This is a genomic window from Mesorhizobium sp. AR07 (assembly GCF_024746815.1).
Taxonomy (GTDB): Bacteria; Pseudomonadota; Alphaproteobacteria; order Rhizobiales; family Rhizobiaceae; genus Mesorhizobium.
The window spans coordinates 741,724-754,847 of record NZ_CP080528.1 but is presented as its reverse complement, the minus strand read 5'-3'; the positions used below and the strand labels follow the sequence as shown (position 1 = coordinate 754,847).

The 13,124-nt window shown below is 57.1% G+C and carries 8 protein-coding genes and 4 pseudogenes; 8 read left to right on the top strand and 4 right to left on the bottom strand.

The genetic code is table 11. The features are described 5' to 3' along the window. Window positions 1-3 precede the first annotated feature (3 nt). Window positions 4-1,350: a hypothetical protein gene (locus tag BPNPMPFG_RS39925; RefSeq protein WP_258599118.1), complete on the bottom strand. Its 1,347-nt coding sequence runs from the start codon at window positions 1,348-1,350 to the stop codon at window positions 4-6. A gap of 223 nt (window positions 1,351-1,573) precedes the next feature. On the opposite strand from BPNPMPFG_RS39925, the gene ectB reads away from it, so the two are divergent. From ectB to BPNPMPFG_RS39910, 3 genes and pseudogenes are all read left to right on the top strand, one after another. Continuing rightward, window positions 1,574-2,848: a diaminobutyrate--2-oxoglutarate transaminase gene (gene ectB, locus BPNPMPFG_RS39920; RefSeq protein ID WP_258598447.1), complete on the top strand. Its 1,275-nt coding sequence runs from the start codon at window positions 1,574-1,576 to the stop codon at window positions 2,846-2,848. Between the two features lie 250 nt (window positions 2,849-3,098). Beyond that, a pseudogene (locus BPNPMPFG_RS39915) lies at window positions 3,099-4,312 on the top strand (IS256 family transposase). Between the two features lie 167 nt (window positions 4,313-4,479). Continuing rightward, window positions 4,480-4,746 (top strand): annotated as a pseudogene (locus tag BPNPMPFG_RS39910) (IS3 family transposase); the annotation flags it as partial. 132 nt (window positions 4,747-4,878) lie between these two features. On the opposite strand, the gene BPNPMPFG_RS39905 reads toward BPNPMPFG_RS39910, so the two are convergent. Next, on the bottom strand, window positions 4,879-6,114 hold the full coding sequence (locus BPNPMPFG_RS39905; protein ID WP_258598446.1) for an ATP-grasp domain-containing protein: 1,236 nt from the start codon (window positions 6,112-6,114) through the stop codon (window positions 4,879-4,881). Between the two features lie 414 nt (window positions 6,115-6,528). Between BPNPMPFG_RS39905 and BPNPMPFG_RS39900 the strand changes: the two genes are divergently transcribed. From BPNPMPFG_RS39900 to BPNPMPFG_RS39890, 3 genes are read left to right on the top strand one after another with little or no spacing between them, the layout of a single operon-like run. After that, on the top strand, window positions 6,529-6,996 hold the full coding sequence (locus BPNPMPFG_RS39900) for a cobalamin-dependent protein (protein WP_258598445.1): 468 nt from the start codon (window positions 6,529-6,531) through the stop codon (window positions 6,994-6,996). 8 nt (window positions 6,997-7,004) lie between these two features. Then, window positions 7,005-8,036 (top strand): aspartate-semialdehyde dehydrogenase, encoded by a 1,032-nt coding sequence (locus BPNPMPFG_RS39895; RefSeq protein WP_258598444.1) that lies wholly within the window; start codon window positions 7,005-7,007, stop codon window positions 8,034-8,036. Beyond that, complete coding sequence (locus BPNPMPFG_RS39890) at window positions 8,033-9,199, top strand: amino acid kinase family protein (RefSeq protein WP_258598443.1); 1,167 nt, start codon at window positions 8,033-8,035, stop codon at window positions 9,197-9,199. The genes BPNPMPFG_RS39895 and BPNPMPFG_RS39890 overlap by 4 nt, the downstream gene beginning before the upstream one ends. Before the next feature lie 198 nt (window positions 9,200-9,397). On the opposite strand, the pseudogene BPNPMPFG_RS39885 reads toward BPNPMPFG_RS39890, so the two are convergent. Both BPNPMPFG_RS39885 and BPNPMPFG_RS39880 read right to left on the bottom strand, forming a co-directional pair. Further along, window positions 9,398-9,577 (bottom strand): annotated as a pseudogene (locus tag BPNPMPFG_RS39885) (transposase); the annotation flags it as partial. 56 nt (window positions 9,578-9,633) lie between these two features. Then, window positions 9,634-9,956 (bottom strand): annotated as a pseudogene (locus tag BPNPMPFG_RS39880) (aspartate aminotransferase family protein); the annotation flags it as partial. Window positions 9,957-10,767: 811 nt separating this feature from the next. Here BPNPMPFG_RS39880 and BPNPMPFG_RS39875 point away from each other — a divergent pair. Further along, entirely contained in the window at window positions 10,768-11,871 is a 1,104-nt protein-coding gene (locus BPNPMPFG_RS39875; protein WP_258598383.1) for an ABC transporter substrate-binding protein, read from the top strand. 152 nt (window positions 11,872-12,023) lie between these two features. Then, window positions 12,024-13,118 (top strand): ABC transporter ATP-binding protein, encoded by a 1,095-nt coding sequence (locus BPNPMPFG_RS39870; protein WP_258598382.1) that lies wholly within the window; start codon window positions 12,024-12,026, stop codon window positions 13,116-13,118. Window positions 13,119-13,124 lie beyond the last annotated feature (6 nt).

The window sequence follows — 13,124 nt, the reverse complement described above, 5'->3', positions numbered from 1 at the left end:
AATTCAGACACTAACGCGATAGACGTCCGACTGGTCTGCAAAGAAGTATACATTACCTGCGATCTCCCGAAGCTGTTCTTGCGGTGCCGTTGTTCTTCTCAGCATCTCGCGATTGCGTCGCCGGGTGGTCTCCGAGAACGGAAGCCCGGCACAGGACAAGTAGCGAATGGCTCCCTGTGGATCTCGAACTGGGATGACCTCGCCCCGTGTGAAAATACTGGGGCTGAAGGGCACATCGAGCCGGCCTGCTTCAAACGCCTCCACTATAGCCTTGTGAAGATCGCTGGCCTCAACAAGCGGATCGATCAGCTCAGTCACCTCGCGCTCGATCCAATGCATCTCTTCTGTAGTTGCCGATTCGTCGAGTGCGATGAAATCGAACATTCTCGCCAGACCGCATCTGGTCAACTGGATCCCGTCGATGTTAGCCTCCACCGTTGGGATACCGAGCGCCTCTTCATAGGTCTTTGTGACAACCTTTGTGGCGCCTCCAAGCTTCGCGACCAATCCTCCGAGCAGGATAAGCGCGCTCGCCTTTGCCTTATCTCGGGGAAACGGCCCCATGTATTGATGCAGGACCGGATAAACGCGCGGCCCGGAGGACAAATATCGCCGTGCGAGCACGTCGATACATCGCAATGCCGCAACGTCCTGAAGGGTATTGCCGCCTTGGGAATAAGCGATAAGCAGACACCGTACTCCGTCGCGCGCGGCGCTGATTGCTTCAAGAAAGGCGATCGCCAGCGATGTTGAAGGCGGGATCAGGACTGCTGTGAGGGTGCCGAACATTTCGCGCGAAACAATGATGCCTTGATCGGCGAGCTCTCCGCAAAGGCCGTCAATTCTACGCCAGGAAGCAATTGAGTCTTTAAGTGGCACTTTCTTGGCATAGGGCAGATTGTAAGTGACGCCGCCGCCCTCGAAGGATGTGATTCCTGAAGCAATCGCAGTTTCGAACAGATGGTCGGCGATCGGGGAGCCGTGGCGAATATCGAGAGGCCGCTTCGTTCGCTCGTTGAGCTCGCGACCTCTGGGCCAGCCGTGAGCCACTAATGGGTAACCGTTCAGGGCCGCGGGGTTCGTGGCGAGTATCCGGCTAGCATGATCAAACATTCTAAGCCGGGAATAGGAGTCTATGGTGAGGCTCAAAATATCCGGACTGGCTTCAGCCTCGATCCTGGATAGAAGCGCCAGCATCTCGTCGTGGCCGCCGACGCCGGATCTGGGCTGAACGGCGATCGCGCCTGTCCTTTTCGCCTCCGCAAGCACTTGTGCGACGCAGGGTTTGTTCAGGCTCTTTAGATAATCGCACGTGTCTGCCAGTGTAGGGAGTTCGCGCGCATCCGACATGATGTGCAATTGCGCTGTTCCTTTTGTACCCGGAATAGGCGTGTACTAAGGAACGGCCAGTGACGAAACTACCATCCTGGGTAGGCGCACTGGCCGAGGTTGTCGTTTAAAACCGCAGAGCTTCGCCAGAATCCCGACACTGAAGGCGGATCTGGGAGGTCAGCGATTACATCAATAGTGTCGGCGCAGTGCTGTGGGGCTATCGTCTGGTTGAGGAAAGATCATGCTTCAAGAGAGTAGCTTCAACTCGCTATTTGCCTTCGAAAACCTCGAATCGAACGTGCGGTCGTATTCGCGAACCTTTCCTGTTGTGTTTAGGAAGGCCGCAGGAGCCATTCTCGAGGACGAGAATGGCTTCGAGTTTGTCGATTTCCTCTCCGGCGCGGGCGCTCTTAACTATGGCCACAACGATCCCGATTTGATAAGCGACGCGGTGAAGTATTTGACATCAAATGGAATTATGCACGGGTTGGACATGGCGACGTCAGCGAAAAGAGAGTTTATGGAGTATTTTGATGCAATAATATTGCGTCCCCGTGGTCTGAGATACAAATTTCAGTTTCCCGGTCCCACCGGGGCCAATGCCGTGGAAGCCGCTTTGAAACTCGCACGCAAGGCCACTGGCCGGCACAGTATAATATCATTCACCAACGGTTTTCACGGAGTGAGCTTGGGCGCGCTTGCGGTAACCGGTAATCGATACTACCGAGAAGCAGGAGGCCTTCCTACAGTCGGCGCAGTGTTCATGCCCTATGACGGGTACCTGGGAGCCGACAACGACACTTCGGAATATCTGGACAGGGTCCTTGCTGATGCAAGCAGCGGTGTCGACCTGCCGGCAGCCATCATTCTGGAAACCGTCCAAGGCGAGGGGGGCATCAATCCTGCGAGCAAGGATTGGCTGCAGGCGCTCCAGCGTCTTTGCAGAAAGAACAGCATCCTCCTCATTGTTGATGACATTCAAGCAGGTTGCGGACGAACGGGCAATTTCTTCAGTTTCGAATTTGCAGATTTATCGCCAGACATCATTGTTTTGTCGAAGTCCCTTAGCGGCTGTGGATTACCGATGTCTCTCTTGCTGCTCAAACCCGAACTAGACGTTTGGCGGCCGGGCGAACACAATGGAACTTTCAGAGGCAACAACCTTGCGTTCGTGACGGGGACTGCTGCGTTGCGAAAGTTCTGGACGAATGAAAATCTGTCTGAGGGTGTTGCGAAAACAGGGCACATCCTGAGCGAGCGCCTCCGGCAGGTCGCTCAAAGCGGCCCAGATCATGGCCTTTCCGTGCGCGGAAGGGGCATGATGCTGGGGCTCGATTGCGGTACAGGTAAACTCGCTGAAAGAATCGTTCGCAAGGCCTTTGAAGGCGGGCTTGTGGTAGAGCGGTGTGGCGCGGAGGACCAGGTCATCAAGCTACTTCCTCCTTTGACGATTGACGGGCAGATGCTTCAACGTGGTCTGGACATTCTGGCCCACTCTGTGCACGTAAGCGCCTAAAGCGGATCGCTGCGTGATTCATGGCGGGGCCAAGCGCGGGAACCTTAGCCCTATGGCCAGGCTTTCAATTGATAATGTCATGTCTGGATGGCGCCCGTTGGGCAATGTGATTGTTGATGACATTTGGCCTAGCGGGGCGGGTGCAGTCATGTCTCCGGCCTTTAATGCGCGGTGCTTCAATCACCGCTGGCCCGGAACTGTCAGGAATTCCGTGTGCGGGCGGGCATAATGGGTAAAAAGGATTCCCACTATGACCCTACGCAAAGAACCTGTGATACCGAATTATCTTCTCGACCAGCTGCTGGCAGGCGGAGCAGCCAGTGCTGCGTTCGAACAAGGCGGCCTGCTGGATTCGCTGAAGAAGACTCTGACCGAGCGTGTGCTGAACGCGGAGATGGATCATCCTTGCCAGCGGCGAAGACGCTGGCAATACGCGTAACGGCTATGGTCGCAAGACGGTGACGACCGAGACCGGCAAGCTGGAGATCGATGTCCCGCGTGATCGCCAGTCGAGTTTCGATCCTCAGCTGATCGCCAAGTAACAGCGCCGTTTTCCCGATGATGACAAGATCGTATCGATGTACCCGCGCGGCATGAGCACCCGGGAGATCACCGGGCACCGGCGCGATCTGTACGGCATCGATGTGTATGCGGACCTGATCTCAACGGTGACGAACGCCGTGCTCGACGAAGTCGCCACCTGGCAGCAGAGGCCGCTCGGTCCGATTTACCCGCTGGTCTTCTTCGATGCGATCCGGGTCAAGATCCGCGATGAAGGGATGGTCCGCAACAAGGCCATCCACATCGCACTGGGCGTGCGCGCCGATGGTGCAAAGGAGGTGCTCGGCCTGCGGCTCGAGCAGAATGAAGGCGCCAAGTTCTGGCTGCGGGTGATGAACGAGCTCAAGAACCGCGGCACGGAAGATATCCTGCTGGCTGTTGTCGATGGCCTGAGAGGCTTCCCGGACGCGATCACCGCTGTGTTCCCGGAGGCGATCGTCCAGACATGCATCGTCCATCTGCTGCGCAACTCCATGGACTTCGTGTCCTGGAAAGACCGCAAGAGCCTCGGCGGCGAACTCAAGGAAATCTACCGCGCCGTCGATGCCGATGCCGCCGAAAAGGCGTTGGCGGCGTTCAAGATCGGCCCCTGGGGCCTGCGCTATCCCGCCATCGGCCAGAGCTGGCGGCGCGCCTGGGGCGAGGTCATTCCATTCTTCGCGTTCCCTGACGACGTCCGCCGGATCATTTACACGACGAACTCAATAGAGGCGTTGAACTCGAAACTTCGACGGGCTGGCAGGGCCAGGGGCCATTTCCCCAGCGACGATGCGGCGACCAAGCTGCTCTATCTGATCTTGAACCGATCTGAGAAAGAATGGAAAATGCCGCCACGTGCGTGGACCATGGCCAAGGCCCAGTTCCGTCATCTTCGGGCGCTTCATCAGGGCAATGGCGGCATAATGTTCAACAGCCCGCCCGCACACGGAATTCCTGACAGTCCCTTTGGACTCGATCCGCTGATCACCATACCGGCCAGCGGCTTTTGGAAGTGCCGCATTCAAAGGCCTGACAGAAGACCGCCCTGATCACACCTTCATAGGTCGAAAGCTCCTTGCATAACGGTCAGCGGCAGCCAATACTGCTCAACGGCCTAACAGCGGAACTGAAGAAGCATGGCATCCAGATCTGGATGTCCGGGAAAGGAAATCGTTTTGACGCGATCGTCGAGGCCTTCTTCAAGACCTTGAAATCCGAGCTGGTCTGGCGCACTCTAGACGAGAGCCGAGGCCAAGCAGGCGATGAGTCTTTACATCGACGGCTTCTACAATCCCTTGCGGCGTCATTCGACGCTCGACTACGTCAGTCCGGTTCAGTTCGAAAGGCGGGCCGGATAGCTACCAAACCGCTCTCCACAAATGCGGAGCAAGACCACCTTGCATGTGCATCGTCGGGCTATAGCCATGAAACATCACCTCTTCTCTGGTGTTACCCGCGCTGGTGCGGGGAGGTAAGGCCGCAGTCTGTTCCTATTCGTCAACGCTCGGAAATGGTGTGATCGACCAGCTGATTAAGTCGACGGCACGCTGAAGTATGGACTTGGTCCGAGCACGGGTGGGCGAAGCGGCGATGACATGTCCGATCATGTCTCGGTAATCGCCTTTCCGGACGATGGGCGTCTTGGGTTTAACATAAAATCTGACCTCAACGACACCCGGCACAGCAGCCGCCAGACTGGCACCCTCGATCCGATCGAGAATGCCGTCGCGATCAGGAACTACGAACCGCGCGGCCGCAGTGTGCGAATGCCTTGCGCGCAGATCGCATTCGTCGCCGATGACAAGCTTGATGTGCTCGGTTGTGAGATCGATACCGTAAGCCAGGTGAATCAGCCGAGGAGTGGTCCAACCAGGAAGACGTGGATTGACTTCAATTACGACTGGCCCACGCTTTGTCCACCGGAATTCAATGTTCGTTGGCCCCCAGCCAAGGCCGAGAGCTCGCAAGCAGTTCAGCGAAACATCCGCAATACGCTTACGCTCCTCATCAGTTAGCGGGGCCGGAAACATGCTCTCGCGAGGGACAAAATGCGGTGGGCGGTTGAACTCGGCGGCACCATTCGCAATGACCGCGTTTCCCATCGTATTGGCGCTATAGAGTGGGCCTCGTGCGAATTCTTCGACCAGTATTCTCGCCGAAGACTGCCATAGGTGCGTCCCGCCCAACAGATGGGTCGTATGTTCGGCTAACTCATCGGCATTGCGGCACAATTGGACACCGGTGCTGCCGCCGCCTACGGCTGGCTTAAGAATCACCGGCAGGCCGATCTCCGCGGCCGCAATTTGTACCTCCGTCGCATTCGCTGCCAAGCGATAAGCAGGCATTGGAACGCCGGCCTGCGCGAGGAGCTGACGTTGAACGAGTTTGTCGCAGCATTGTTCAATCGATGCGGGGTTTGGTCCCGGTAGCTCGAAATACCGGCAGAGCTTTCCAACTGTGGCATAGACCGACTCGTCGAGGCCCGTAAAACCAGTGATGCCCGCAATGTCATAGGTCGCACGCAGCCGGGAACATTCTTGGATCAGCGCCTCGAGATTGTCTGTATCGACACGGATCGCCTCACTGCCCTCCGCTGCAAGGTAGTCGTACTGAGCGGGATCAGCCGCCAGGGTAATTGGATGAAGGCCAAGACGCTGGGCCGCTTGAACGTGTAGCAGCCCATTACCCCTTGAACCTTCAAGCAGGATGAGTGCTTTTGTTGCCATTGGCTGTTGTCCTTTCGTGCGTGCGACGCGGTAGTCGGAGCGTAAGTCGGCATCAGCATTTCATCCGGGCCTAACCTCAGACTTTGTGGTCAGTGCGCCGAAACAACATGAGTTCTACAGTTCCCGGGCAAGCGCCGATACTACGACATCGGGTAGTTGACGCATCCGCTCGTGGCCCACGACAGCACCCTGCCACCAATGGTAGTCCCTGCGGCGGCTCATGCGCGACAGGCACCTGCAATATACAGCACGGTCTGCTGGATGTTGTTCAGCGTGAGGCATGGCGAGCGCACCCAACACTGCCCACCTACCGATCCTGGTAGTTCTTGAGAATTCTATTCCCGCGTACTTGTGGGCGGTCATCGCCGAAGATACCCCAGTCGGGAGCCTGATGCGATCTCAATAGAGGAAGCAATGAACATGTCTGCTAAGCCGCGACCTGCCACCGAACAGTTCTCTGAAGGTCGGGTCGTTATCCTCGGCGTCGCCGAGAGTGATTGTCATGTGGTTGCGAACAAGCTCATCGAATATGAGCTTAGCCACTCCGGATTTGATGTGATCAACCTCGGCGCATGCACATCCGTCGACGAGTTCGTGGCTGCTTTCCAGTTACATCCGTACGCCGACGCACTAGTTATAGGTAGCTTAAATGGCCACGCCTACGAGGATTTGAAAGCAATAAGAGGTGCGAAGAGAGATCTTCTTATTTCTTGCCCTATCATCGTAGGTGGCAATCTTGGCGTCACCCGGGATCAGGCAGCCAAAACGAGAGAGGAATTGCTTGCGCTCGGCGTGGATTACGTGCTCGATGACGCGGCGGCGTTACCTTTGCTCTTGCACCAGCTCCCCCGACGGAACGTTTCTATCGCGACTTCTGAATGAGGAATCTCATGAGAGCCTTCGATATTTCTATCATTGGGGCCACCGGCGCCGTCGGAGCTGAACTAATCAAGTTGCTGGAAGCAAGCCACATTCCGGTCAATCGGTTGCGGCTGCTCGCGTCCAGCAATTCGACCGGTCGCCGGTCGACGTTTCGGGATGGAATCTGCTTCGTGGAGCCACTCGGCGAGATCGGTGATACCAAATTCGACATCGCATTCTTTTCCGCAGGCGGCGCCGTAAGCGCCGAATATGGACCTCGGTTCGCAGCCGAAGGCGCCCTGGTGATTGACAACTCGAACGCCTTTCGAATGAACCCTGATGTGCCACTCGTCGTACCGCAAGTTAACCCAAGTGCGCTCGCCGTTCGCCCACGGTCCGGGATCGTGGCAAACCCAAATTGCTCCTCGATTCAGCTGGTCCGTGTTCTAAGGCCGCTGGTAGCTGCGTTTGATATTCATCAGATCATCTTGACCACCTATCAGGCCGCCTCGGGGGGCGGCTTGGTAGGGATTGATGAGCTATTGAACGGGACCAGAGCCGCACTGGATGGGCGCGCAGGACCAAGCGCCGAGCGTTTCCCTGTCTCCCTTGCGTTCAATGTCATACCGCAGGTTGGGGCGATCGCCCCGGAGGGCGTGACACTCGAAGAGCGCAAGCTGGTTCAAGAGTCACGAAAAATCTTGGGCATGCCTCATCTCCGGTTAACCTCCACTTGCGTTCGAGTTCCCGTACTGAACGGCCATTCCGAGGCGGTATACCTTGAGTTCGAGGACCCGGTTCGCCTCGAGCAGGTTCATGAGCTCCTGGCGAGAGAACCAGGTGTTCAGCTCTATGCAGACGGAGTTCGCGACGGATATCCAACGCCGCGCTTCCTGCAAGATCCTGCAGATGTTCATGTCGGGCGGGTTAGAGTCAATCCTGAGAACCCTCGCGGGCTCTGGATCTGGGTGGTCGCAGACAATCTGCAGGTCGGTGCCGCACTTAACGCACTTCTCATCGCACAGCATGCAATTGCCAACAACGTGATTGGTGGAACATGAACGTAAGCGTTCTGAAGTTCGGGGGCTCTAGTTTTTTGAATCCTGACGACTACGGTCGAGTTGGTCGGCACATAGCCGACCGACTGGCGGCAGGCGAAAACAAAGTCGTTGCCGTGGTCAGCGCGATGTCGGGAACAACCGGCAACCTGAAAGCCGTCATGCTCGACGTCAACAAAGAAGCATCACCATCGAACCTCGATGCAGCACTAGCAATTGGGGAGATGTTCAGTGCCTGCCTGTTGGAGGCCGCCGTCAGCCGACTAGGGATTCCCGTAACGTCTTTGAACGGCTACTGCCTTGGAATACGTACGAATTCAGACTTCGGTCGGGCGTCAGTAGAAGGCGTAGATCCTAGGCCACTCAGTGCAGCACTGCAGGAGCATGACGTTGTCATTGCCACGGGCGGCCAGGCAATTGATCAGTCCGGCAGGCTAACGATGCTCGGTAGAAACAGCTCTGATCTGACAGCTATCGTCATTGCGTCCATTTTGGGAGAGCACGTTTGCGAAATATACTCGGATCTTCCGGGCGTTTATACGGCAGATCCTTATCTTGTCCCAGCGGCACAACTGATTCCGGAGATTGCCTATGGGACCATCGCACAGATGTCGCGACATGGCGCAAAGGTACTGCACCACAGGGCGGTGGATTACGCCGGAAGGCACGCGGTCGCCATTGTTTGCAAATCGCTCACCAGCGACGGAACCGTCACAGGCACGCTTGTAACAGCCCATGGGAACGCCGGTTCCGTGACAGTGGCTCGCGACGCAGCGGTGATATCGTGCGCCAGCCTTGCGGCACGCGACAACCTCCGTGTGCTTCTTGATCAACATGACATCAGCGCGATTTGTATCGAGGACAACGACAGAGCCGGCCTATGCATTATCAGCGACATTGATTTTGCCATGCGGCTTGTCGCGCTGACGAGCACTCCCCCGGTCTCCATTGGATCGAGCACCGCGGTGACCGAGCTTGACGATGCAATGTTGCGCGTCCACCTGGACGGCGATTATGAGCGCGCCATTGCCCTGGCGCGCCAGATCCACGAACGAATGTATCCTGGAGCAGTTGCCGAACCGTTTGGGTCGAGACCGGTTAAACAGCGCTCGGCCTATAGCTCGCTGCTCATCCGGGGAAATAATGCGCCGGGAAATCCCGAATAAGGCCTTCAGGGCAATGTGGTCATTCGCTCTGGATGTCTCTTTAGCCCACCGTATTTACCCGAGTTGATTGCGGTGATCTGATGTGCGACCCGGGCATGCTGATCCGTTGCGTCTCTTTCACCACGGCGAGGTCTGGACCATGGGGAACGCGTCGGCCGGATTTGGATGGGCTGATGGGGGCGATGGCAGCCCCCGTGCTTAGGGCGATGCCGTCCGCGGCCGAGGTGCGAGAGCCCAAGCAAGACGGCGGAAGAGGTCGGCTTCGGGACAGTAGGACGCGTAAGCCAAGCGGATGCGGCTCGCCGTTTCCTGCACCCGCACGGCGATCTTGAGCAGGCGAAGCCGCAGCGTCGCGAACTCGGCCCGGGCGAGATCGCGCGGCGCGACGAGCGGCGGATCTCCATGGCAGCAGGCAAGATCGCGCAGTTCCCGTTTATGCGACGCGCATTACCAGGGAGATATTCTTTCTCGACAATGTCGAGCACCGCGTTGGCCGCGACGGCGCCGATCGGTGACCCGAGTAGGTATAGCCGTGCGAGAATGCGCCAACCCTGTCAGCACCGCCTTCCAACCTTTTTCAGAACAGCCTGGATCGCCTCCCAATACCCTTCCGGCGGAGGCGTGATGCCGCCCGTGCTGAGCACTGGCTCACCGAGGAAGGCGCCTACATTGTCCGGGCCTAGACGTTCGATCAGCTGGTCAAGCTCGACGGGCGGCGAGCGGAGAATTCGCGCTCGGTCTCGCCCGGGATTGCGCCGCAATTTCGCGCGCCAACAATTCCGAGATGGGCCTTGCTCACTATTGCGCCATCGCCATCAGTCTCAGCAATGCTGCTAGACTACGAGGGTCGGGGACTTAGAGATGGAGTCTCGGCGCCCCTGCCTGCGCTTGGGTCGAGGAACCAATCAGAGCAGCCCTTTCGTCCGCTTGCAGGGCGCGTTTTTGCTCGCGTGAAGTGGGTTGTCTAGGCGGCCCGACAACTATCCGGCGCGCCAGAATCCGCGATGCCTGCCCTATTCCGACGAGCCTTGCCGCGTGGCTTTTCTTCAAGCGAAGCTGCTTCGCACCGGTCAGTGCTCAAATTGCCGGCCGCAACGCTTGCCGATCACGATTTTGCGCATCCGAGCGGATTAACGGTTGTTCTCGAAAGCGGCGTTCACTCGACCGTTGCTCCAGACGGGGCGGAAGGCACGCAAACTCCACTCCCAGAGTAGGTCATGTGAAAATTTTTGACGATTTCTGCCTGCATTGACGTAACACGCTTGATGCATATCTCACGAGATCAAACATTTGTTGCAATCACGCTCGTATTGCGGTAGGCATTCCTTGGAGCGACCAGTTTGGCAATTGGGCGCTTCACTCGGAAACCGGATGCCGGTGCTCGCCGCACCGGTTGGTGTAATGGGAAGATCCTGGGGCGTTACACGCGGCAACCGGTCGGTACGAGGCAGACGCAGGCTTCCTGTATCCCGTTTGACCATTCGCGTGATCGTTTTGTGGTTTCCCGACTGCGTTGAGCAATTGGAAACCCCTTGCCAACGAGCAAGGGAGTGACAGAGGAGAACGAAATGAGCTTTCTGATAAATCGCAGACACTTCATGCAGGCGACATCGTCCGTAATAGCAGTAGGTGCGTTATCCTCCGCGACCGGTCGTGCACGGGCAGCATCCGCCGGCGAGTTGAAAGTCAATATGAGCGGCGGCAATTGGGGCGACGCGGTGATGGAGGCTTATGTAAAGCCTTTTGAGGCGGAGACGGGGGTCAAGGTAACGCCAGTGAAGGCGGACTTCTCCTCGACGCAGATCGCGATGATGGTGGACACAAAGAACGTAGCGGCCGATGTGGTCAACCTCGGGCAAACGAATGTGGATCCGCTTACCGCGAAGGGCTACCTCGAGCAGATCGATTATTCGATCTGGAAGAAGGATGAACTGGAGGCGGTAGCAGACTACGCCAAACAACCCAACGGCTTCGCCTCCTACGTATATTCTTTCAATATGGTGTACAACACGAAGAAGTTCCCGTCTGGAAAGCCGCGGCCGACCACGTGGGCCGAGTTCTGGGACGTCGATAAGTTCCCTGGCGTCCGCTCCCTATTTTCCGGCGAAGGTGGAAGCGGACCTTGGGAGGAGGCCCTCCTGGCCGATGGCGTCCCTATGGATAAGCTCTACCCGATGGATATTGAGCGCGTCTTTGCTAGCCTGGACAAGATTAAGCCGCACATTCGCAAATGGTGGACGGGTGGGTCCGAAATTCTGCAGATAATGCGGGATAATGCCGCCGACATTGTGCAGTCCTACGACGCACGGGCACTTTCACTTATTGATGAGGGTGCCCCAATCGAGATAAGTCGGAATCAGGCTAAGCTGACGACGGATTACTGGTGCATTCCGAAGGGCAGCCCGAATGCGCAGAATGCTCAGAAATTCATCGAATTGACGAGCCGCGCCGAACGGCAGGCGGCTTTTGCTGAGTTAATTGCAAATGCTCCCACCAACAAGAATGCCTATAAAACGATACCTGAAAATGTTGGCCGAAAGCTTGCTTCACATCCCGACTACGCGGCCTCCAGCTTCGCTCTAAATGGCAAGTGGTATGCAGAGGTCGGATCGGATGGCAAGTCGAACAAGGAGCGGCTTGTTCAACGTTGGAACGAGTGGATTCTCCAGTAATCCTCAGCGTTTCATTAGGCATCGGTGGCGCTCATCCAGTCGGTCGGCTTCGCGGCCGTGGCAAATTGGATAGCGCCGCCTTATCCAACGGCCCTGCCTTTCCGGGACTGCACGTGTTGCTATGGCGCACCTGTCCTGCTGGAGTATCGTTAATGAACTTGAGTCTTAAAAATTGTCTTCCTGTCAAGGATCGAGCATTGAAAAAGAGCCTAGCTCCCGCACAGATAGAATTCTGCAACGTCACCAAGATGTACGGACCTATTGCCGCGGTCAAAGACATGTCCCTTTCCGTTTCTCGGGGCGAGTTCCTCACCATTCTCGGCCCAAGTGGTTCGGGCAAAACGACAGCGTTGATGCTTCTCGCCGGCTTCACCGCGCCGAGCAAAGGAGACATCCTCATTGCCGGCAAGTCGGTCTCCGAAGTTCCGTCTTATCGTCGGGACCAGGGCATCGTTTTCCAGAGTTACGCGCTTTTCCCGCACCTCACTGTGCGCCGCAATCTGGAATTTCCGCTTGAAATGCGCGGGATCAAGGCCGCCGACAGGGCAGCACGAGTCAACCGAATGCTTGCACGCGTTCACCTCGATGATTTCGGTGGCCGCCTGCCATCGCAGTTAAGTGGAGGTCAGCAACAACGCGTGGCCCTCGCGCGCGCCTTGATTGCCGATCCACCGGTCCTGCTGCTGGACGAACCGCTCGGTGCGCTCGATCGCAACCTACGTGAGCAGATGCAAGTTGAAATCAAGGACCTGCACAAGGAATTTGGGAAAACTACCATTTGTGTTACGCACGATCAGGAGGAAGCACTCACCTTGTCGGACCGCATCGTCGTCATGCGAGCCGGCCAAATCGAGCAGATCGATACACCGGAAGCCCTCTACGACCGTCCGATAACGCGCTTCGTCGCCAACTTTTTGGGCGAGGCCAACATCCTCGGAAATAACGAGTTTAAAGTCGAATCCGATGTCGTGCCGTCTTCCGGAATGGTCGCAATGCTGCGGCCTGAGCGCATTTGCATTAACGCGCGTTCGGCGGCAAGGCGCGGCGATGCGGACCAAAGACAATCTGTTTCCGGCACCGTCGAAGATATGATCTATGCTGGTCCTTTGAGGAAATACCGCGTGCGCGTGGGGAACACGGTGCTGATCGCACGCGAGCATGTCGCCTCGGGACAGGAGGTCTTCCGTTCCGGCGATGAGGTTCGCCTTGAGTGGCTTCGGTCCGACATTCGGTTTGTTGCTGCGTAACGGGGG